Annotated in this window: 15 protein-coding genes and 1 tRNA gene; 8 read left to right on the forward strand and 8 right to left on the reverse strand. The window is 47.7% G+C overall.

The window, feature by feature from the left end; genetic code table 11:
• Nucleotides 1-1217 precede the first annotated feature (1217 nt).
• Nucleotides 1218-1862, reverse strand: a complete 645-nt coding sequence (chpT, locus tag BBC0122_RS08700) for a histidine phosphotransferase ChpT (RefSeq protein ID WP_077993066.1) — start codon at nt 1860-1862, stop codon at nt 1218-1220.
• 301 nt (nt 1863-2163) lie between these two features.
• Here chpT and BBC0122_RS08710 point away from each other — a divergent pair, with 301 nt between their 5' ends.
• The 4 genes from BBC0122_RS08710 (at nt 2164) to BBC0122_RS08725 (ending at nt 6096) form a co-directional block, all read left to right on the forward strand.
• A complete protein-coding gene (locus BBC0122_RS08710; RefSeq protein WP_077993069.1) occupies nt 2164-2757 on the forward strand; it encodes a DUF1134 domain-containing protein in 594 nt (197 codons plus the stop codon).
• Between the two features lie 27 nt (nt 2758-2784).
• Nucleotides 2785-3513, forward strand: a complete 729-nt coding sequence (locus BBC0122_RS08715; protein ID WP_077993071.1) for a hypothetical protein — start codon at nt 2785-2787, stop codon at nt 3511-3513.
• Between the two features lie 548 nt (nt 3514-4061).
• Entirely contained in the window at nt 4062-4652 is a 591-nt protein-coding gene (locus BBC0122_RS08720) for a hypothetical protein (RefSeq protein WP_149866668.1), read from the forward strand.
• Between the two features lie 121 nt (nt 4653-4773).
• Nucleotides 4774-6096, forward strand: coding sequence for an NCS2 family permease (locus tag BBC0122_RS08725; RefSeq protein WP_077993074.1), 1323 nt, complete (start codon nt 4774-4776; stop codon nt 6094-6096).
• A 687-nt stretch (nt 6097-6783) separates the two neighbouring features.
• Here BBC0122_RS08725 and BBC0122_RS08730 read toward each other — a convergent pair.
• Together BBC0122_RS08730 and BBC0122_RS08735 are read right to left on the reverse strand one after the other, a co-directional pair.
• Entirely contained in the window at nt 6784-7902 is a 1119-nt protein-coding gene (locus BBC0122_RS08730) for a DegT/DnrJ/EryC1/StrS family aminotransferase (protein ID WP_077993075.1), read from the reverse strand.
• Nucleotides 7903-8044: 142 nt separating this feature from the next.
• The gene (locus BBC0122_RS08735) at nt 8045-9052 is read right to left on the reverse strand and encodes a Gfo/Idh/MocA family protein (protein WP_077993077.1); all 1008 of its coding nucleotides are present in this window, start codon (nt 9050-9052) and stop codon (nt 8045-8047) included.
• Between the two features lie 171 nt (nt 9053-9223).
• Here BBC0122_RS08735 and BBC0122_RS08740 point away from each other — a divergent pair.
• Nucleotides 9224-9300: transfer RNA gene (locus BBC0122_RS08740), tRNA-Met, on the forward strand.
• 520 nt (nt 9301-9820) lie between these two features.
• Here BBC0122_RS08740 and BBC0122_RS08745 read toward each other — a convergent pair.
• A complete protein-coding gene (locus BBC0122_RS08745) occupies nt 9821-10462 on the reverse strand; it encodes a hypothetical protein (protein WP_077993078.1) in 642 nt (213 codons plus the stop codon).
• 663 nt (nt 10463-11125) lie between these two features.
• Between BBC0122_RS08745 and BBC0122_RS08750 the strand changes: the two genes are divergently transcribed.
• Complete coding sequence (locus BBC0122_RS08750) at nt 11126-12799, forward strand: formate--tetrahydrofolate ligase (RefSeq protein WP_077993080.1); 1674 nt, start codon at nt 11126-11128, stop codon at nt 12797-12799.
• A gap of 1040 nt (nt 12800-13839) precedes the next feature.
• On the opposite strand, the gene BBC0122_RS08755 is transcribed toward BBC0122_RS08750, so the two are convergent.
• Together BBC0122_RS08755 and BBC0122_RS08760 are read right to left on the reverse strand one after the other, a co-directional pair.
• Entirely contained in the window at nt 13840-17025 is a 3186-nt protein-coding gene (locus tag BBC0122_RS08755; RefSeq protein ID WP_077993084.1) for an efflux RND transporter permease subunit, read from the reverse strand.
• Nucleotides 17022-18386 (reverse strand): efflux RND transporter periplasmic adaptor subunit, encoded by a 1365-nt coding sequence (locus BBC0122_RS08760; RefSeq protein WP_077993085.1) that lies wholly within the window; start codon nt 18384-18386, stop codon nt 17022-17024. Before BBC0122_RS08760 ends, BBC0122_RS08755 begins: the two co-directional genes overlap by 4 nt.
• A 220-nt stretch (nt 18387-18606) precedes the next feature.
• On the opposite strand from BBC0122_RS08760, the gene BBC0122_RS08765 reads away from it, so the two are divergent.
• A complete protein-coding gene (locus BBC0122_RS08765) occupies nt 18607-19239 on the forward strand; it encodes a TetR family transcriptional regulator (protein ID WP_077993086.1) in 633 nt (210 codons plus the stop codon).
• Between the two features lie 594 nt (nt 19240-19833).
• Here the strand turns inward: BBC0122_RS08765 and pgi are convergent.
• Both pgi and BBC0122_RS13025 read right to left on the reverse strand, forming a co-directional pair.
• Nucleotides 19834-21483 carry a glucose-6-phosphate isomerase gene (gene pgi / locus BBC0122_RS08770; protein WP_077993088.1) on the reverse strand — a complete coding sequence of 550 codons (1650 nt, stop codon included), beginning with the start codon at nt 21481-21483 and terminating at the stop codon, nt 19834-19836.
• Nucleotides 21484-21623: 140 nt separating this feature from the next.
• Nucleotides 21624-21782, reverse strand: a complete 159-nt coding sequence (locus BBC0122_RS13025) for a hypothetical protein (protein ID WP_188318017.1) — start codon at nt 21780-21782, stop codon at nt 21624-21626.
• A gap of 522 nt (nt 21783-22304) precedes the next feature.
• Here BBC0122_RS13025 and BBC0122_RS08775 point away from each other — a divergent pair.
• Nucleotides 22305-22979 carry a hypothetical protein gene (locus tag BBC0122_RS08775; RefSeq protein ID WP_077993090.1) on the forward strand — a complete coding sequence of 225 codons (675 nt, stop codon included), beginning with the start codon at nt 22305-22307 and terminating at the stop codon, nt 22977-22979.
• Nucleotides 22980-23150 lie beyond the last annotated feature (171 nt).

The raw sequence follows: 23150 nt of genomic DNA on the forward strand, positions 1-23150 counted from the left end.
TCCATTCCGGCCGAATATGCGCGATCCATTCCGGCCAAATATGCCCGAATATGCGTACGATCGGTTCTCGGCAAATGTGAGCACGATCTATTCCGGTGAGTTCAGCTAACTCTTGATCTGACGGTTAAAAAGCGCACTTTATTTGATGGAATTGGTGAAACATTTGCGTGGAATTGGTTAAATAATCCGGTTTTGATCTTACAAAACCCGCCATTATAAAAGCGGCATTGGTCGGGGGAGTTTTAAAAAACGCAATTTTTAGGGGAGAATATCCGGCAAAATGTTTGTTTGATACGCTTTGCTAATTCATTGTTTCTTCACTCACAGGTTTTTCAGGCGGGCGTTTAGGCCAGAAAGACGCTAGTGATAGGATATTATCGCAACCTCTCCGTTTTCTGCCACCGGACACTTGAAAGCTTAAATTTTTAAAGAAGACTGCAATAGCAACCAAGGCATATGGCGGTCTTCAAAGTGCCGAATGCGCTTCGTAAAATGGCAAAAACCGGTTTTTCCAAGTCTTGAATTTCAACGCTTTCATGATTTGTTTTTGCCTTCTTGCCCGTTCTTTCTTGCCCGATCTCTCTTCTCTGGTTCCCCTAGCCTATCCCCTCTTGCCCGCTCCCCTTCCCTGATCTCCCTTCTCTGGTCTCCCTATCCTAACCCCTCTTCCCCGCTCCCCTTCCCTGATCTCCCTTCTCTGGTCCCCCTATCCTAACCCCTCTTCCCCGATTCTCTGCACTAATCTGTAGTGAAATTTTCTTTTTGTTTTTTTGAATTGCGTTTTGCGCCGCAGGCGGGAACGCACGCCGCCAAACCTGCCGGACTTTGTGCAAAGCACGAAGGGAGGGCTTCTTGCGCCGGACGATTATCGCTTCAGGCAGGTTATCGCGTCAGGCCATCTCTCACCACAGGCCATCTCTCACGTCACGTAAGTTCTTAACGCAGGTAAAGAACGACTGCGCTATTCCAGCTTCAGGCCGGTTCCCGCTTCAGACAGTCTCATGCTTCGAGCAAAGAATGATCGGATATATTCTCGTGTCAGGCCATCTCTCACTTCACGCCGCTTCACACTTCAGGCCGGTCAAATTGACGAAGCCGTTTGTCAATTGCCGGTTCTTTCGTCAATTCCGGATTGTTCAACCAATCAAAATTATGCCGTGAGAAAAAAACCGTTTCACCCGATTCGAGCCGGTTGATAAAATTCAACCGGTGTTTGGTCAGTTGGAAACAGTTATACCTGCCGTAATGGTGATAACCTCCGGTTGTACCTGTATGGCAATCGGCATAGAAGCGAGTTGCGACAACAATAAAGTGTAATAGAATTGCACACTATGGGCATCAATCGGTTCTTCGGGAACTTGCCCGTTATATAATTCAAGGAATTTTGCCGGCACGCGCAACATTTTTCCGCTTACCTTGAGCTGGAAAGCGCGTTTTCCGTTTTCTTCGCCGATTTCGACGACAATATCGCCGCCGCGAGGAATCGAAAAATTGGCTACCAGAATAAGATTGAGCAATAATTTGACTTCATTCTTTGGCAAAAGCAGGCGCGGTGCTTTCCAGTCAAGATTGCCTTTTTCATTTTCCATATAATTTTTGGCAACATTTTCGGCGTCGCCACTATCAATTTCGCTTCCCGCTGAACCGGCTGCACCGAATGCAATGCGGGCAAATTGCAATTTTGATGAAGCGTTGACCGCAGACATGCGGATAAGCTCCATGGCATCTTCCTGTGCATCACCTTCATCATAAAGTTCAACGCCATTATTGATGGCTCCGACCGGAGAAATAAGGTCGTGGCAAATGCGGCTGCATAATAATGCTGCAAGATCGGCTGGGCTTAATGTAACGGCGAGAGGCATAATGAAAACTCCAAAAACTGCGTTTTGGCTTGGCTTTAATCCAAAACCCTTAAGATTCCATGGACAGATGAAGATTCGATGGAAAGCCAGACAATATTTTCCGGAACAGGCTGAAAATTGTCCTGAAAAGGTGCACTTCTCTAGGTATCACCCTATCTCTTTTACAAAAACTTATGCGCCATTTCGGGAGTTTTTATCATTCTTAAGAATTTAAACAACTTTGCCCGATAGAATCACATGAAACCGGATCTTTGCACAAGCCGAGATCTTACCATTGAGTGACCAGAAGAGGTGAAACACTATGATCCGTTCCATCCATATTCAGTGGCGTAAAGTCGTTTTTCTCTTTGCGTTGGCATTATTTGCAACTAGCGGATTGACCCCGTTGCAGGCTCAAACGCAACCACAGAACGGACGATATACGGCTCAGGAAATTGTCGACTCCGGCCACCGCTTTTTTGGTGATGCTGCCGGCAGTATGGCAACAGCAATTGAAAATGTCTTTTCAAAATATGGTTTGCCGAACGGTTATATCCTTGGCGAAGAAGGTTCCGGTGCTATTATTGGCGGCCTCACTTATGGCGAGGGTACGCTTTACACAAAAAACGTTGGCGACCATAAGGTTTTCTGGCAGGGGCCAACCATAGGCTGGGATATTGGCGGGCAAGGGTCGCGTTTGATGATTCTGGTTTACGAACTTGACAGCGTTAACAATCTTTGGGGGCGTTATGCCGGTATTTCCGGTTCGGCCTATTTTGTTGCCGGTGTAGGTTTTCATGTATTAAAAAAGGGCAATATCCTTCTTGTACCTGTTAGAACCGGCGTCGGGGCGCGTTTGGGGGTCAATATCGGATATTTGAAATTGACACCGGCAGCCACCTGGAATCCATTTTAAACATTCGTCGGGCATCCGAGGCGTTTCATGCTTATCCAATCGGTATTGTTTTTCATTCTTGGCATTGCAGCCACGACTCTCGTTCTCATTCTGCTTTCTCCGGCGATATGGCGGCGTGCGCTTTATATTGCCCGCAAACAAATTGCCGCAGAAGTTCCCCTTTCGCTCACGGAAATCGAGGCCGACCGCGATTTTCTAAGAGCCAAACAAGCTGTGGAACTCGTCAAGAGAGATGAAAAATTCGAGCTTCTCGCCGAAAAATACGCGAATGAAAAGCGCAAGCTCGACCACGCAAAAGAAGAGCTTTACCGCCTTTCCCATGGTGAAAATGGCGCGAATTTATCGCCCTGCCAACCGGATGCAAAGACAAAGGAAAGAGACGGCGAACAGCAATCTGCCGCTTCAACACACAATCGGGATGAAGAATTGCAAAATTTAAAAAATCGGATTGGCACATTGGAAGATGAACTTTCAGAAGCACAAAACAAGCTCGAAACCCATAAAGTCACCAAAGACGACATCGAAAAATTCCGCGAATATATTATGGATGTTGCAGCTCAATTCACCGCGAAAATAGCAAATTCCGAAGGGGCATCTTCGCCCATTCCCGACCTTGTAAAAAAAGCCCGCGGTAAAAAAAGTTTGGCTGCCCGTATCAAAGGCAATTTGAAAGAAAAGACAACCCGTTCGGGGGGAGCATCCCGCCGTAAGAAATCCGCAACGCCAAAGGCTGCAAAAGAACCAAAACAGAGTTGAACCGTGGGGTTGACGATCAAATATGGCCTTAGGCCAACAATGAGGGCTTCAAGCCAAGCTGGCGCAAAATAGAAGTTCGTACAATCAACCGGAAAATAAAATATCGGTCATGCTTTGACCGGCTCTTTTACCTTCCCGAAAATTATCGACATGTTGGCGCGCCGCAGGCTTCAGCCTGCCGGAATGCCGACACGTCAGACCATTGGATAGTCAGAGTGGCGGGCAGTTAGAATATCGGGGGGGCAGAATATCGGGGCGCAGAATGGCAGGTCATCAAAAAACTCCGGCCAACCGGAATTTCGGGCGGCCTAAATGTCGGGTGTCGGCTCTTGCCGCAATCTTGCATAAAGGGGAATCCACCGTCCGATGCGGCGGGTTTCGACATTATTACCTGAAACAATGGATCACCTGAAACAATGGTTCAAGCCTTTTTGGCAAAGCTTCGGCTGTGTTTACCTCCCTCAATATGAAAGGTTCCACTTGGTTCGGAGCGTGGTTGAAGCGCGGTTACAAGCTTCCCGTTGTTTTTCCCGCCATGTCCTTCACGCATGTCACAAATGAAAAATGCCTTAGGTCAATTTCGCTTTCTTTTGGTTGAAGCAATTTTTCCTTCATGGTTTTCGCAAATAGCCGCTTTGAAGCTGAAAACAATCTTCCGTAAATCAGAATTGCTCCAACGGCATGAGCGGAAAAAGGCCTTGCGACAAATAGAGGGAATGCGCTTACAAGGGATAAAAGAAATGCGCGGGCAAAGAAAATGCGCAGGCAAAAGGGAAACTGCCCCCAAGCCCGCCTTTTCACAAGAGAAAGCTGTGAAGCAAAGCAGATATATGCGCGGGAAGGTTTTCGCCTTAGGTCAATTTCGCTCTCTTTTGGTTGAAGCAGTCTTTTTGTCATGGTTTTCGCAAATAGCCGCTTTGAAGCTGAAAACAATCTTCCGTAAATCAGAATTGCTCCAACGGCATGAGTGGAACAAGAACTTGCGACAAATAGAGGGAATGCGCTTACAAGGGATAAAAGAAATGCGCGGGCAAAGAAAATGCGCAGGCAAAAGGGAAACTGCCGCCAAACCCGCCTCTTCACAAGAGAAAGCTGTGAATCAAAGCAGATATGTGCGCGGGAAGGTTTTCGCCTTATAGCCTAAGCCGTTCAAAATGGTATAAATATCAAACTGGTTCCGCAGCTGAAACGGGATGGGCGGCGGCAAATTTCAAAAACGCAAAAACCACCTTCCATAGTGGTTTAACAGGAATCAGTCGGATGCTTGAAAAAATATTCCACTTGAAAGCAAACAATACACGCATTGGCATTGAAATTGGTGCCGGTCTCACAACCTTTCTCACCATGTCCTACATCCTTGCTGTCAACCCCACTATTCTGGGCGCTGCCGGAATGGATAAGGGGGCGGTTTTTGTTGCAACCTGTATTGCTGCCGCAGTCGGCTGTTTCATTATGGGATTGCTTGCCAATTGGCCGATCGGCATGGCGCCCGGTATGGGGCTCAATGCATTTTTTGCCTATTCGGTTGTCATTACTATGGGCTATAGCTGGCAACAGGCTTTGGGGGCGGTTTTTCTTTCGGGCGTTGTCTTTCTGATATTGACAGCAACGGGTGTCAGGCAATGGCTGATTGCCGGTGTGCCGAAATCGTTGCGCAGTGCCATCGGCGCCGGAATCGGTATGTTTCTGGCCATTGTAGCGTTCCAGAGTGCGGGCATTGTTATCAATAATGATGCGACATTGGTCGGACTTGGCGACGTTACCAAAGCAGCCCCCGTGCTTGCGGGAATCGGGCTTTTTATCATTGTCGCGCTTGATGCTTTCAAAATACGCGGCGGCATTCTGATCGGCATTATTGCGGTGACAATCCTGTCTTTCATCTTCACCGATGACGGCTACAAGAGTTTTCAAGCGCTTGTCCATTCGGGTGGAATTGCGCTTCCTCCTTCTGTTGCGCCGACCTTTCTTAAGCTTGATATTTTGGGCGTATTACATACCGGTATTTTCCATGTGCTTCTGGTTTTCGTACTGGTTGAAATATTCGACGCTACAGGCACACTGGTCGGCGTTGGCAAACGCGCCGGACTTATTCCCGACGACAAGCCGAATAATCTCGGACGCGCGCTGTTTGCCGATAGCACGGCCATTCTTGCAGGCTCCCTGATCGGTACAAGCTCCACCACCGCTTTTGTTGAAAGCGCATCCGGTGTTGCAGCAGGCGGTCGTACAGGGCTTACCGCCATCACTGTCGGGGTGTTCTTCATATTGGCACTGTTTTTCGCGCCAGTAGCACTTTCTATTCCCGCCTATGCCACCGCACCGGCTTTGATTTTTGTCGCTTGTCTCATGATGCGCGAATTTGCCGAAATCAACTGGAACGACATTGTCGAAGCCGTACCGGCAGCACTCACCGCTCTTTTGATGCCCCTTACCTATTCCATTGCCAACGGATTGGCTTTCGGCTTCATCAGCTATGCTGTTTTAAAAACAGTGACAGGAAAATGGCGCGAAGTGCATCCCGCAACGTGGATTATCGCTCTCCTTTTCATCATCCGCTTTTTGATTGAAGGCGGGGTGTTCTGAGCGATACAGGCTGCATTCCGCTTTTTTTAAGCCGCCATTACCAATCAATGGCGGCTTTCGCACTTTCTTGAAACACCTTTTCTTGAATAAAATGTTCCGGCGGTGTGAACATTCGTCTTGGAACAGGTGAATTATCTCCACCCCCGATTACAAAGCCCGATTACAAACCGGACTATAAACCGGATTACCGGTTTTATTTTTAACGCCCGACATTCTTCCAAATCGCTTTGTTGTCTTTCATATCGGCGTTTGCACTTTCATACGGGCGTTTGCGTTTTCATACGGGGCGTTTGCACTTTCATACGGGCGTTTGCGTTTTACTATCGGCGTTTGGCTTGTTTTCCTGTTGCCTCCCGTCACTGCCCGAATGTGCCAAACTGTTTCTCTCATGACCGGAACGAATAAATTTTGTTATTTTCCCGTTTGTGGCGGCGAATAGCCTTTCATGAGCTGTCTGTTTTCATGAACCGGTTTTTCTGAACAACAAAATCGGCTTCTTCTCTATTGTCGTTCTTTCATTCGCATTGCTTTCGTCAATAATTCTCCGCCTTCAAGCGGCAAATTGAAAAAAGCTGCACTTTTAAAGCTGTCACCATGAAAGAAAAAGGCCGTTAAACCGGCCTTTCTTCAAACCAAATCTATTTTTGATGGTGTGCAATTGCTGTTTTCACACAATCAAACAATTTCTCACTTGCCGTAAAATTCCCGTATCAGGGTGATAATCTTGTCCTGATCGCTTTCTGGCAAATAAGGATGCATTGGCAAGCTCAAAACATGATCGGCAGCGTGTTCCGAAACCGGCAGGCCACCTTTTGCTTGCGGGAAATGACGATAGGCTGTCTGCAAATGCAACGGTTTGATGTAATAGATCATGGACGGAATGCCGGCATTTTTCAAATGAGCCTGAAGCTTGTCCCGATTTTCCACACTGATTGTATATTGTGCATAAGCCGAACGCGTTCCTTTCGCGATTTCCGGCGTTTTGACAACATCCTTCAAACCGTCGCTATAACGCTTGCCGATTATGGCGCGTTTTTCCATCTCGTCTTCGAGAATATCGAGTTTCTGCAACAAAATGGCAGCCTGAATCGTATCAAGACGCGAGTTCAAGCCGATGCGGACATTGTCATATTGTGACGAGCCTTTGCCATGGAAATAGATTGAACGCAGACGTTCGGCAAGGTCATCATCATCGGTAAACATTGCCCCGCCATCACCATAGCAACCGAGCGGTTTTGCCGGATAGAAACTGGTTGCACCGACATTGCCGAAAGCGCCGCACATAGCATTATCATGCTTTCCGCCAATGGCTTGGGCTGCATCTTCAATAACAAACAGGTTTTCTTTGGCTGCAATTGCCGAAATTCTGTTATAGTCGGCAGGAAGACCGAACAGGTCAACCGGGATGATTGCCCGCGGTGTCAGACGGCCTTCTTTTTTAATCATCGCAATGGCTTCTTCAAGCTTTTGCGGATCCATATTGTAAGTATCAGGCAGAATATCGACGAAAACCGGCTCTGCACCGGTCAATGCAACAACTTCGGCGGTTGCGGCAAATGTAAAGCTTGGGCAGAAAACAGCATCTCCCGGTCCGATATTTTCGGCCATTAGCGGCATCAGCAATGCGTCAGTGCCGTTCGAGCAGCCGATCACATGTTTGACACCGATATAATCAGCCATACGTTTTTCAAATTCTTCGACTTCCGGTCCGAGAATATATTTGCCGCTTTCAATCACATGGGCAATAGCCGTATTGATTTTGTCTTTAATACGCGCCCTTTGCGCTCCAAGATCTATAAATTGCATATTCACTCCGTTGCTATCAATTGTTTAGCTGGCCGAATCATTCATTGGCACGGCTCGCCTAGCATAACGCCCTAAAACGACAATAGATAATCAAAGTTCTATGACGCATGTAACAGCTTTTTACATAATTTTTTTCATATTCTTATTTCTTGGCCGTATCTTTATTTTTTGCCTGCGTTTTACCGGCAATTTCCTTTGCCTTATGATGCACACTACCGGCTGTCAGAATACGCAGAACGGCAATGGCTTCATCGCCATTGGTGCGCGGTTCCTCGCGGGTTTCGATACAGTGCAGAAAGTGCTGCAATTCGCGGGTAAGCGGCATCGCCTCTTCAACCGGAATATATTCCGGCTCGTCGGCGGTAAATGCCCATTGATTGTTGTCCTGCCAAACCTCGAAACGATAAATGGCAAGCTTTCTTCCCCACGGTTCGACATCATCGAACACGGCCATGGCTTTGGTGCCAACCACCGTCAAACGCCGTTCGCGATAGGGATTGAGGCGGGAAGCAAAAAGGTGGCTTCTCATGCCATTGGGAAATTTCATATGGACATGGGCAAAGTCGGACAAATTGTCGATAATCGCCGCGCCCTCGCCGTGAATTTCCGACGGTTCACATTTTGTTATAGCCAGAATCATTGAAAGGTCGTGGGGCGCGAGATCCCACAATGCATCACTTTCTGTGTGGAATTTGCCAAGCCCCAGACGGTGGGCATGAATATAGCGTACTTCGCCCAATGCCCCCTGATTGACAAGTTCAAGCAGTTTTTCAAATGCCGGATGGTAGCGCAAAACATGCCCCACCATGAAGATGCGCTTGTGTTCGCGTGCAATGCGCACTTCGCGCTCTGCATCCTCGACATTGAGCGCTATCGGTTTTTCAACCAGCACATCCTTGCCGCCTTCAATTGCCCTGATGGCGTTTTCCGCGTGAAACTGTGGCGGCAGTGCCAGAACCATAGCATCTATATCTTTGCGGGTGAAAACTTCTTCAACGGGGATTGCCTCGACATCATGTTCGGCTGCAAACCCTTCCGCACGGTGGACATTCACGTCGGAAACGGCTGCGAGCGCTCCCAAACTTTTCAAGGTACGTATGTGATTGCTCCCCCAATAACCACATCCCAAAACTGCTACGCGTGGAGCCATTGTCTATGCCTTATCCTTATTGCTGAACTGAAAAGCAATATCTTATCTGTTCAATATCGGTGATGAACGCCATTGACAAGAGAAAAGCTCAAAAACGATGCTTGACAGAGTGGGATTGAACCCATTATATCCCCGCCACGGCTAAATGTTTTTTAAAAAGACATTTTTTGTGGCGGAGTAGCTCAGTAGGTCAGAGCAGAGGAATCATAATCCTTGTGTCGGGGGTTCAAATCCCTCCTCCGCTACCAAAGCCGCTCAATCACCCTTTATTTCCAGAAAAGTTCCAATTTGCTTCTTCCAGACCAAAAAAGCTGTCGCTCTGCTTTTTTTGTGCCTTCCCCCGAAAAAACATCTTTTTTCCTGATAAAGCTGTCGCTCCGCCTTTTCATGCCTTCCCCGAAATCAAATCTTTTTTCCTGATAAAGCTGTCGCTACGTCTTTTCGTGCATTCCCCCGAAATCAAATCTTTTTTCCTGAAAAACTGTCGCCCCGCTTTTTTGTGCCCTGCCACGAAATCACAACTTGTCGGGAGAACATTGCCGGTTAAAGTCATCAATCATATTCAACAGCCGGCAAGATGAAACCAAAGAAACTTAAAACCGGCGGCATTTTATGGGGCAAGGTCAATTATGGACTGCACCGACCGGTTCTCTCGTGAACGGTCGTTCTCGTTCGTGTTCAGGCCGTATTTCTTCAGCCGATTCTGATTGAACGGGCAATTTTAGCGCAGATATGACTTACAGCTTGAATTGATAACCGGAAACGGGGTTAGACTTTAAAGGAAAAACCCGTTTTCATTTCTCTCTCATATTGTTGTTTAATTGCTAAATAGTCATGATCTTCAAGATAGTTCGGGAAGTCTTTGCCATTTATGTACGCAAGCCTTGATTCCTCGTTAATCCGGTCATGAACATTTTTAAGCAAATGATAGAGTTCACTATCAATATCGAAATTCTTTGCCGCAACTCCGTTGCGTTTGGCTGAAGCTTCATATTCAGACACGATATGCGCCCGTTTATCATTCCAAAGGAATGTCTGCTTTTCCTTCACCCCTGCCTTATCCAATGACCTTATACTGGCTTCTTGTGCAGCAGCATAATCACCTGATTTGTTATATTCAGCCCAAAAAGCATCAAGCGTCTGCTTCTCGAGAAAGAAAGTAGCATTCGCTTTATCTTCCTCATTATAAAATCCATCTTCATTGAGAAGAATAGAGGCCAAATCCTCGCGCGAAAGGCCATCAAACGACTTCGGATCAGCGGTCAGATCAAATTTTACGGGTTTAGTTTCTTGTTTTTGCCCTGACGCATCAGCTTTGGGTAAAGCATCAGCTTGGCGTAAAGATGATGTTCGAGACTTTGCCTCGGTTATCTGCCGGGGCAAGATATTAGTATATGAAGTATTTATCATGTTACAAACCTTGAATTGGCATGTACTGTCATCATGTCAGCCAAGTGCCTGATAGCATTTTTCATAAATGCAATTATTATTATATCAAGAATTATGATTATTAGCAACTTTATCGGCATTCAATGCCGATCGTTATTTTTTGAAGACAATTGCAAAATAGCATTCTTTCAATGAAGGGCGATTCGTTTTATTTGCCTTTTCATCTTTCTTTCCAAATGCTTTCGAGAAACTTGTTTGCATTTTCTATTTCAAACAATTTTCTATTTCAAACTTGTTTTGGAACGGAAGCTATTTGCTGACGATTGTTGAAAAACCGGCAGATTGTCCCGTTTCCCTTTGTCAAAGCAAAAACAGCAAGAAAAAATCGCAAGCCGTTAATTGAAGAAAAATTTTTCCGGCAAATGTGGTGTCACGCCTCTAATCGTGTAAACGTTCCGACACATTAAAATGACGGGGAAAAATGCGGTTCTGCTTCTATTAAAAAAGGCGTTAGAATGACATTTATTTCTTGATAGGCTAGTTTTATAGCTTACTGAAAATGGCTTTATTGATAAATTGGGGTTATGAAAGTGACAAAGAACGACGAGAAAAAGAAACCTTGTCGTCGTTTTGAAAACAATGACCGCAATTTTACATTATTGCGCCTGATAACAGAGAATATTGATGAATCTTTCAGATATTGAAATAGCCCGTCAAGCAACCAAACTGCCCATTGGCGAAATTGCCGCAAAACTTGATATTCCTTATGAGGATATTGTTCCTTACGGGCATGACAAGGCAAAAATTAGCGCAAAATACATCGAGACGCTCAAAAACAATAAAAACGGCAAACTCATTCTGGTGACTGCCATTAACCCGACACCGGCAGGTGAAGGAAAAACCACAACCACAATCGGCCTTACAGATGCGCTCAATCATATTGGCAAAAAGGCTGTTGCATCGTTAAGAGAACCGTCTTTGGGGCCGAATTTCGGCCAGAAAGGTGGTGCAGCCGGTGGCGGACGTTCGCAAGTCATTCCGATGGAAGACATCAATTTGCATTTTACCGGCGATTTTCACGCCATCACATCGGCCAATAATCTTCTAGCTGCCATGGTGGATAACCACATTTATTGGGGCAATGAACAGAATATCGATTCCCGCCGGATTACATGGAAACGCGTGGTCGACATGAATGATCGCGCGCTTCGTGACATTGTTATTTCCCTTGGCGGGGTAAAAAACGGGTTTTGCCGCCAAAGCGGTTTCGATATTACGGTGGCCTCCGAAATCATGGCAATTTTCTGCCTTTCCGAAAACCTTGCCGATCTCACAAAGCGCTTGGGGAAAATCATTATCGGTTACCGTTACGACAAAACACCCGTTACTGCTTCCGACATTCACGCAGAAGGCGCAATGGCAGTTTTGTTGCGCGATGCATTGGCGCCCAATCTGGTTCAGACAATCGAACACAATCCGGCTTTTATCCATGGCGGGCCTTTTGCCAATATTGCCCATGGCTGTAACTCGGTCATTGCCACCAAAACCGCGTTGAAGCTTGCCGATTATGTCGTTACAGAAGCGGGTTTCGGTGCTGATCTTGGAGCGGAAAAGTTTTTCGACATCAAATGCCGCAAAGCCGGATTGAAACCCGACGCAACGGTGATTGTTGCAACAATCCGTGCATTGAAAATGAATGGCGGCGTTGAAAAAGCCGATCTTGCCCACGAAAATGTTGCGGCATTGAAAAAAGGTACTGCCAATTTGTTGCGCCATATTTCCAATATGGAAAAATATGGTGTACCGGTTATTGTGGCCATTAATCATTTCAATTCCGACACCGATGCGGAAATAGAGGTTTTAAAGAAGGCCGTTGCTGAAACCGGCCATCAGGCCATTATGTGCCGCCATTGGGAAAAAGGTGGTGAAGGTGCAGAAGACCTCGCCCGTGCTGTTGTGCAAATGATTGCCGAAAACAAAAGCAATTTCCACCCACTCTATGCTGACGACTTGTCATTGGAAGAGAAGATCGACACGATTATACGCGAGATTTATGGCGGGCGTGGTGCGAATATTCCGGCCAATATTCTGAACCAGTTGAAGGCTTGGGATGAGGAAGGTTACGGGAACTTGCCGGTCTGCATGGCAAAAACGCAATATTCATTTTCCGCCGACCCGAAACTGTTGGGCGCGCCGGAAAATTTCACCATTCCCGTACGTGAAGTCAAACTCTGTGCAGGAGCCGGATTTGTTGTGGTTATTTGCGGTGATATTATGACCATGCCGGGACTTCCCCGCCATCCTATGGCTGAAAAAATCCACCTTGGTGAAAGTGGCGAGATTGAAGGCCTTTCCTGACCCCTCAACCATATTCATAAACACTTTCAAACCGTCGGCTTAAATATTTGGCTGGCGGTTTGCACGTTCTTATAGCGCGCAAATGCTCAAGACTTTGGCCACCTGAATGCACAAGGCTTGATAGCGCTCAAATGTGCAAGACTTGATAACGCGCAACTGATCGAGATTTTTAAGTTTTCCTGATTTTCCGCTATTTCCCCTCATTTCACCTCAAGATTTTTGAGTTTTCCTGATTTTCAGCTGCTCCTCCTCATTTCACCTCAAGATTTTTGAGCTTGCCTGATCCCGGCTGCTTCTGCCTTTAATAGCTTCTATAAATGCGACCGCGCGGGTCTCATGCCGCTGCCATTCCTGTGTGTTATTTCTTCAATTTCTCCCCCCCCTTCGCCTCGTTATTCCGGCTCCCCATTTTTTCCCTTTGAAGCTTTTTCTTTCTGTTTCTCCGCCTTGCTATTCCTTCCCTATCAAGCCGTGCCTGTGCTGATCGGCCTGTGCCTTTTCCACGACCCGCTGTTCCGCCACCCCTTATTTCTCCTCACCTCTCTATTCCTTCGTCTCGCTGTCCCTTCCCTATCAAGACGCACCTGTCCCGAACGGCTCCTGCCTTTTCCACGCCTAGCTGTTCCGACAACCTGTTCTTCCTTCACCTTGCTGTTCCCTCTCCTCGCTATTCCTTTCGCCCTTCTATTTCTTTTCTTCTCTGTTCCTTCCCTATCAACCCGTGCCTGTGCTGATTGGCTCCTGCCTTTTCCACGACCCGCTGTTCCGCCCCCCCTTATTTCTCCTCACCCTTCTCTTCCTTCGTCTCTCTGTTCCTTCCCTATCAAGCCGCGCCTGTCCCGAACGGCTCCTGCCCTTTCCTGTCTCCCTTTCTGTTTTGCGCTTTCAAATTGCGGCTTCAGGCCTTTGCCCTTGTCCCGCGCATTTCTTTTTTCCAGTCGCTGTTTTCAGACCATGGGAATGATTGCTACATTTTAACCGGATAATAAAAAACCCCGGTTGGAGACCGGGGTTTTGTTTTTGGCTTTGTCAACAAGCGATCATGCTTCTTGAACATTATTACCTGACTGTTTGTCGGGTGCGGATTGAGCTTCCGGTGCATTGCCGCCATTTGTCGGCTCTCCACCGGCAGTTCTTCCTGCACGGTTTCCGCTAAACAGACGGTAGAACATCGGGATAAAGAAGGTTGCAATACATGTTGCAGCCAACATACCGCCGATAACACCGGTACCAATTGCGTGACGGCTAGCGGAACCGGCACCGGTAGATCTTGCCAAGGGGACAACACCAAGGATAAACGCCAGAGATGTCATCACAATCGGGCGGAAGCGAAGACGTGCCGCAGAAATCGCCGCGTCGATTGCCGATTTGCCGCTTTCACGTTCAAGCACAGCAAATTCGACGATCAGGATGGCGTTTTTCGCAGCCAGCCCCACCAGTGTGACCAAACCGATCTGGAAATAAACGTCGTTGCTCAGGCCCCTTAGGTAAGTGAATGTCAACGCACCGGCAATTGCGAATGGCACGGCGGTGACAACCGCAAAAGGCAGGCTCCAGCGTTCATATTGCGCAGCCAGAATGAGGAACACCATAATGATACCGAAGATCATAGCGGTCGAACCGGCACCACCGGCCACAACTTCCTGATAGGCTGAACCTGTCCATGCAATCTGGTAAGTATTCGGCAAAACCTTGCCGGCAATATCGGTCATGGCCTTGATCGCATCACCGGAGGTAAAGCCGGTTGCCGGATCACCCATGATCTTGGTTGCATAGAAAGCGTTGAAGCGTTCAAGCTGGTCGGAACCGGTAATACGCGTTGTTTGGACAAGCGCGTTCAACGGTATCATGCTGCCCGAATTGGACCGTACAAATACCTGCTTGATGTCTTCCGCACTTTTACGGAACTCGCCTTCAGACTGGATTTTAACCTGATAGTTACGTCCGTAAAGGGTGAAGTCGTTGATATAGATGTTACCGAATGTTGCCGAAAGGGCATCATAAATCGAATTGATCGGCACATCCATAGCACGGGCTTTGACACGATCGACATGGAAGTCGTACTTCGGAACGTTCGGGTCAAAAGTGGTGCGGACATTCTTCAATTCCGGACGCTGATTGGCAGCTTTGACGAGCGACATAGTCATTTTATAGAGGTCCTCAATCGAGCCGCCGGCGCGGTCCTGTAGATAGACTTCAAAGCCGCCGGTTGTCGACAAACCGGTAATGGGCGGCGGGTTGAAGGCGACCGTTACACCGTCCTTGATGCTCGATGTCATGCCGATCACCTGTGGAGCAATGTTACGTGCATCATCCTTCGGGTCGGGTCTCTCTTTCCAATCCTTGAACATGACGAACATGGCGCCCGAACTTGTCTTCAAACCGCCCGAAAGCAGGTCATAACCGGCAAGTTCTGCAATATTTTCGACCGCAGGGTTTTGCTTGAGAATTTTATAGGCCTTGTCGACAACACCTTGTGTTCTTTCAAGCGATGAAGCCGAAGGCAGGAACGAAACCGCAAGCACATAACCCTGATCTTCATCGGGAACGAGAGAGGAAGGAACCTTCTCGAACATGAAGACAGCAAAGACACAAACCAGCACAAAACCGATAATGCCATACCAGTATCTATGGACAAAGAAGTCGACACCGGAAACATAAAGATCGGTAATCTTCTGGAATGTCTCGTTAAACCAGCGGAACGGTGCAATCGGTTCGCTCTGGCGCGGCTTCAACAACAACGAGCACAAAGCCGGTGTCAATGTCAAAGCCACAGTACCGGAGATAACAACCGAAATGGCGATTGTGACAGCAAATTGCTGATACATAACACCGGCCATACCGCCCATGAACGACACCGGAATGAACACGGCGCACAGAACCAGCACAATAGCCACAACCGGCCCCGTCACTTCGCTCATCGACTTGATTGCCGCATCATGAGGTGAAAGCTTTTCTTCCGACATGACGCGTTCGACGTTTTCCAACACCACAATCGCGTCATCAACCACAATACCGATGGCAAGCACCAGCCCGAACAATGTCAACATATTGATCGAGAAGCCGAGCACGTAAATGCCCGCAAAGGTTCCGATAATAGATATTGGCACGGCGATAATCGGAATAAGCGTCGCTCGCCAGTTTTGCAGGAAGATGAACACAACCACAATAACAAGCAGAATAGCTTCGATGAAGGTGTGGACAACTTCCTCGACGGAAACCTGAATGAACTTGGTGGTATCGTAAGGAACCGAATATTCGATCCCCGGCGGGAAGGCAACTTTCAATTCATCCATACGTTTCTTGATCGACTGCATGGTGGCAAGCGCATTGGCACCCGGTTGCAGGAAGATCAGAATCGGCACCATAGGATTGCCGTTCAAATTGGATTCAATGAAATATTGCTGGGTACCGAGTTCGATACGCGCAACATCTTTCAAACGCAGAGACGCACCCGTATCATCCGACCGCAAAATAATGTTGCCGAATTCTTCTGTCGTAACAAGGCGGCCTTGCGTCGTTGCCGAATAGGTGAAAGCGCCATTAATATCCGGCTGTTCGCCGATACGACCGACAGGATACTGGTTGTTCTGTTCCCGGACTGCATTGATAACGTCGGTCGGTGTCATATTATATTGGGCAAGCTTGTCAGGCCGCAACCAGATACGCATCGAATAATCGACGTGTCCGAGAACCTGCGCATCACCGACACCGGGAATACGTTTCAAATCGTCAACAACGTTAAGCAATGCATAGTTGCCGACATAAATACGGTCATAGGCGTTGGTTGTCGAACGCATGGCAACAAGGCCAAGGATGGACGAGGAGCGTTTATCGGCAACAACACCAAGGCGCTGCACATCCTGCGGCAAAGTTGTCAAAGCACGCTGAACGCGGTTATTGACGTTAATGGTTGCCTGATCGGGGTCTGTTCCAAGCGCAAAAGTGACAGTGATCTGCAATGTACCCGACGCATTGCTGGTCGATTGCATATAGATCATGTCTTCAACGCCGTTGATCTGCTGCTCGAGCGGCACGGCCACAGTCTGCGCCACTGTCTCGGCACTGGCACCGGGGTACTGCGCCGAAACCACCACTTGCGGTGGCAGCAAATCAGGATATTGGGCAATCGGCAATATGCGCATACACATAAAGCCGGCCAATACGATGATAATGGATATAACCGACGCGAAAACCGGCCGGTTAATAAAGAAACTATAGCTCATTGTGCGGGTCCCGAAGCTTTTGCATTGCCCCCGTTAGGTGCTTGTTGCGGCGCATCGTCGGTGACATTAACCATCAGGCTCTGCCCCTCAGGAACACGCATCAGCCCCTGTTCAATATAAACCTGGCCTTCGGTGACAACTTCATCTCCGTCACGAAGCCCCTGAACGATCTTGTTTTTGTCTTTTGCGTCAAATTCGGCACTGTCAATCAGCCAGTCGCCGTTTTGCATCTTGCGCACGGCCTTGACGGGACGTTGCTCGACAACCATCAAACGACCGGCCGGTTTTTGCGGCTGACCCTTGCCGGCATCGCCAGCATTGGCGGCAGCCGGAGCCGGAGCCGGAGCGCCTTGCGGAGCATTCGAGCCTGCCTTTGGTGGCTCGGGCTTTTTCAACAAATAGACAAACTGGCCACTACTGTTTTGGATAAGAGCCGATTCCGGAATGGTCATGGCATTCGCTAATTTGATACCGGTGACCGTTACCCGAACAAACATACCCGGAACCAGACGACGATCGGGGTTGGCAATAACAGCACGTGCCCCCAAGGTTCCTGTCTGCTTGTCAATTGTCGGCGAGGTAAAATCGACCGTACCCTGTTCAGGGTAATCAACCCCTTCACCAAGGCGGACAGTGACTTTCAGATTGTCGATCTTTTCGCCACGCTTCTGCATCTCGTCCATCAAATGGCGAATCTGTTCATATTCACCATCGGCAAACGAGAAGTTGACATAGATCGGGTCAAGCTGGGTAATGGTGGTAAGCAAACTCGACGTCGGGTCGGTTCCGATAAGCGAACCTTCCGAAACAGCCTCGCGACTGGTCAACCCGCTGATCGGGGCTGCCACTTTCGTATATTCGAGATTGAGCTCGGCAGTGCGCAACTCGGCTTTTGACTGCATCAATGTTGCTTCATCGGCATCGCGCTTGGCAAAAGCCTGATCGCGCAATGACGTGGATTGCACCTTCTGTTTTACCAGTTCTTCGGCACGGTCGGCATCACGAACCGACTGGTCGTAATTGGCTTGCGCCTGGGCAACCTGCGCGCGTGCAGAAGCAACTGCGGCTTCATATTTGTCCGGATCAATCTCGAACAATATGTCGCCCTGCTTGACTTCCGAGCCTTCCACAAAATTGCGGTGCAACAAAATACCGCCGACACGGGCACGAACTTCGGTTTCACGATAGGCAACAACGCGGGCTGCATATTCGTAATTTAACGGAACTTCTGCCTGATGGATAACCTTGCCGCTGGCTTGTGATGGCGGCGGCATATGCTTTTCCTGTTTTCCACAGGCAACGAGTCCAAAAGACAGCACGCCAACAAAAAGAGCGGCCGATATTTTCCTTAATAGTGTCATAGGATGTCAGACCTTGATATTTTTTTCGTGTCCGGTAAAATATACATACATGAATGTTTGTAAATAGCCAATTCGCTAATAACCACTTAATAACAGCAATAATAAGGCGTCACAACCGGTTGCAAAGACTTAATTTAACATTTTTCAATCAATCTTCCGCGTTTTTCGGGACAAGATTTCGCGTTTCGGCAGTTATTAACAGAACAAAAAGGGTGACCAAATGAGGAGGACAAAAGCTGAAGCGAGCGAAACGCGTGAAACGATCCTCGACGCGGCGGAAGTGGCTTTTCTAACCAAGGGCGTTTCCAAAACTTCGTTGAACGAAATTGCCGAACGCGCTGGCGTTACACGCGGCGCAATCTATTTCCATTTTCGTGACAAACCGGCGATTTACAATGCGATTATCGACCGTATCAAATTTCCTCAGGAAGAGCTGATCGACGAGGTCAAGCGCAATGATTCTGTCAATCCGATCGACATTCTGGAAAAATCGGCTTGCGCTTCGCTTGGCCGTTTTGCCGAAGACGAGCACCAGCAACGGGTGATGACAATTATCACTTTGCGTTGCGAATATGTCGACGAATTTTCGCAAATGATATTGCGCTTGAGGGAAGCTCACGACAGTATGCTCGATCTTTTTACGCGTATGCTCTATGTGGCGCAAAGCCGCAACATGCTTTCCGATGATTGGCGGCCGGAAGATGCGGCGCGCGTGCTTGTGTGTGTTGTGGGCGGCATTCTCCACGAATGGCTGAACTCGGCAAAGAATTTTGATCTTGATGCGCTCGGCACACGATTGATTCTAAGCCAGACAAAATCTTTCCGGAAAGATACAAGACAGCTTGTCGGGTGAAGGACTTTAAAGTTTAAAAATAACCGGCAAATTTTTTTTAGCTTTTTTTATTCAAGCTTCACCACTTTAGACTTCACCGCTTTGAACTTCACCACTTTGAACTTCACCAAAACAACAAGCCCGCTTCCGGCAGAAATTTGCCCATTCTGTCTTCGCCTTTAAAATAAAGCGGAATTTTTAAAAAACCGGATTTTTCAAAATAGGCGCATTCACCGATCAACCTTTTTTACCGGTGATTATTCGCCCGCCCAAAGGTGAATAGCACGACAATTGCGGAAAACTGCTTTGCCAATGGGGCACCTTTCGCATTGGTCTTTTCAAAGGCCGGATGATTTAATTTTCTCGAAAGTTGGATGACAGAATGCGAAACGCAACCGGAAAGACCGGAAAATCAGTGATACCGGCATATCGCAAACGGTTTATTACGCCAAGCGGCTTATTACGCCAAGCGGCACATAAGCGGAAGTTTAATGCGATATGCGAGACACGAGATACGAGACACGAGACACGAGACACGAGACACGAGAGAAAAGATAAATTAAAAGGCAGCGTCTTTTTAGACACTGCCTTTAAAATTTGTTCTAGGCCGGAATTTCAGTGCGAGCAGCGCTCGTTGACATAAGCGATCAAACCGCTTGTCGAACTGTCGCGGCCTTCGGCACTTTCTTGCCCCGACACCATGGGTAACAATTCATTGGCGAGTTCCTTACCCAATTCGACACCCCATTGGTCGAAGGAGTTGATATTCATGAGCGTGCCTTCGACAAAGACCCTGTGTTCATAAAGCGCAATCAACCGCCCCAATGTGAAGGGGGTAAGCTTGTCATGAACAAGCGTCAATGTCGGGCGGTTGCCGACAAAGCTTTTGTGGGGAGCTAGTTTTTCTGCTTCCGCCTCACTCATGCCGCCCTTTATCAACATGGCTTTTGCCGCTTCTTGGCTGCGGCCACGCATCAATGCTTCCGATTGGGCAAAACAATTGGCAAGAAGCATGTCATGTTGATGACGCAAGTTTTGTTCATGCCCGTTCACAGCAACAATGAATTCAACCGGTATAATATCGGTTCCCTGATGCAAAAGCTGGAAGAAAGCATGTTGCCCGTTGGTTCCCGGTTCCCCCCAGACAACGGGGCCTGTTGGCATTGCAACCGGCTTGCCATCAATGGTTACATGTTTGCCGTTCGATTCCATGTCGAGTTGCTGGAGATAGGCGGGTAGACGCGACAGACGTTCCTCATAAGGAATGACAGCGCGTGTCGGATAGCCGCAAATGACGCGGTTATAAAAACCGATCAAACCCAGCCGGACGGCAAGGTTTCGAGAATAAGGTGCGGTGCGGAAATGTTCATCCATTGCATGGCCGCCAGAGAGAAACTTTCTGAAATTTTCCGGCCCGATTGCCATCATCACCGAAAGGCCGATTGCCGACCAGACAGAATAACGCCCGCCAACCCAGTTCCAGAAGCCGAAAACGCGCGACGGGTCAATGCCGAAATCGGCCACCTTGCCGAGTGCTGTCGAAACTGCCGCAAAATGTTTTGAAACCGCCATCTCGCCCAGTTTTTCGGCAATCCACTGGCGCGCAACACGCGCATTGGTCATGGTTTCGGCGGTTGTGAAGGTTTTGGAAGAAATAATAATCAATGTTGTTGCCGGATCAAGCCGCGACAACGTATCGGCAATATCGGCACCATCGACATTGGAGACAAAGTGGCAATTCGGCCCGTCATGATAGGGTTTTAAAGCAAGTGTCGCCATTTTCGGCCCAAGATCGGAACCGCCGATGCCGATATTGACAACATCGGTAATCTTGCCGCCATGTTCGCCTTTCAAAGCACCGGAGCGCACCCCTTCACAGAATTTTTCCATATGCGAGAGCACCGATTGCACATCCTCGACAACATTTTTGTCACCAAGCATGATTGTGCTACCCTTCGGCGCACGCAATGCAACGTGAAGAACCGCACGATTTTCGGTCAGATTGATCGGCTCGCCGGAAAACATGGCCTCTCGCCGCTCTTTCAAACCGGCAGCATCGGCAAGATTATCAAGAAGCTCCAAAGTTTGCGCTGTGACCCCGCATTTGGAAAAATCGAACAGCAAATCATCAAGCCGCAATGAAAAGTGCTCGAAACGCTGCGGGTCATTTTTAAATAGTGAGCGAATATCGCCAAGCTCCGGATCTTTTGCATGGGTTTTCAATGCGTTAAAAGCGGCGCGGAATTTTTCTTCGTTGCGGAACATGGCAAGCTACCCTCCATTGTGTAAATAGAATTTAAGATGAAACATATTGAAGTAAAAGAGGTAAAATTGCCTTTATCCATTCCGCTTGAAAGAAAATTCAATCTTACTAAAACGGAAACTCGGGCGAGCCTTGTGTGCCCCTATATTTCAGCCTTATATTTCGGCATCATAAGCGGGTTTTCTTGAGGCTCCCGATAGACAATCGACAAAGCCGCCAACAGACCAGCAAATAGCTTATCTCTTAATCCTATTATCTTGGCCCTGCCTTCAAATAAATAAGGGGCGGTAACCACAGCCATGTGGACAACCTACAGCGTTCAATGAGGGACGCGGTTGCCACAAGGCTGCTAGGCCGCAAGCGGCCAGCCCTTCGGGTGGATAACGCTCCTATCGGCCGGGGAAGCCCTGGAGAATGTAACAAGGTAGAATGTTCCAGAGCGACACGGCCTTGCCGCTGCTCAAAATCGAGAACAACGGTCGAGATCGAGGCGCGTCGAGATCCAAGCATAGCGGAATCTCGTAAGTGAATTTTTTTAAAACTAGCCGATCCTGCCGACCACAAAAAAATCAGCGGCCTTGCGTCACTGATCGTTACCCGAAAGGGACAAGACCACACATCCATGGCGCGGCTTGGGCTAGGTTTTGCTATCGCTTCGCGCTGCCGGCACAAGCAAAATAGAGCAGGACGATAACAAACAACAAAGTCTTTTCGATTAGTGTTTTGTGTGATAAAATCCAAGTGTATTCATGAAGAATACAATATCGGATAGCGTGAAATCATGAGGATTAGCACTCGTCCATGATCGTCGTGGAGAGAGACAATGGTTACATCTGTACATTCTTTATCCGGTGTGCGCGGAGAGATCGCGCTCAAGCTTATCACTGATATAGCGCAACCCGAAGCCGCAAAATCCAAGAAAAACGAAGAACCGACTGTAAAAGTAGGTGCTAATACGACTGTTTCCGACCGAACACAATCCGCAATTTCATCAATTACGTGGGACCCTAATAAAAAACCATCAGCTAAACAAGTTGCAAAGCTCGTTGAATATTACTCAACACATGATGAACCTATGAGTTATGATGCTATGATGATGATCCATTGCTCTGATTGGGCTAAAGTCAATCTAGAAGGTGGTCAAATAAATCAACGTGTGCCGTTGGATCTGTCGATCGATGAATTTAAGCAGCTTGCAAAAAATGTTATCCGCGCTCAATTAACCGAAGCTCGAAAAATGCTTGGTGATGAAGATGGTAGTTTCTCAAAACAACTAGCCGCTTTGAAAAACGGTAATTTTAAGATTTATACAAATGGAGAACAATCAGACCTATTCGGTTTTGCCAGAGTTGAAAGCACCTGGCATAACGGTGCTTTTGGATACAGCTGGAACGAGGACAATGTAGATCAAGATGTTGTTCAGCAAAAAATAAAAGACGGTTTAGGAATTGTACATTCACAAATAGGCGGTTTTGTTTTCACATTTACCTACTGGTAAATGTGCTTTTTGTTAAGTGAGAGGAGAATAATACGCGTATTTTACCTGCTGTTTTATCATCTATTGCTATTTTGACTGTTTCTATTGTGCCGCAAACAATATGAGTGTGGGCATCCGGAATGCTGTTAAGGATGATAACGGCCTTACATATTCTGTAAGCCGGACAAGCGA

This window comes from Ditibartonella choladocola, assembly GCF_002007565.1.
Lineage (GTDB): Bacteria > Pseudomonadota > Alphaproteobacteria > Rhizobiales > Rhizobiaceae > Bartonella > Bartonella choladocola.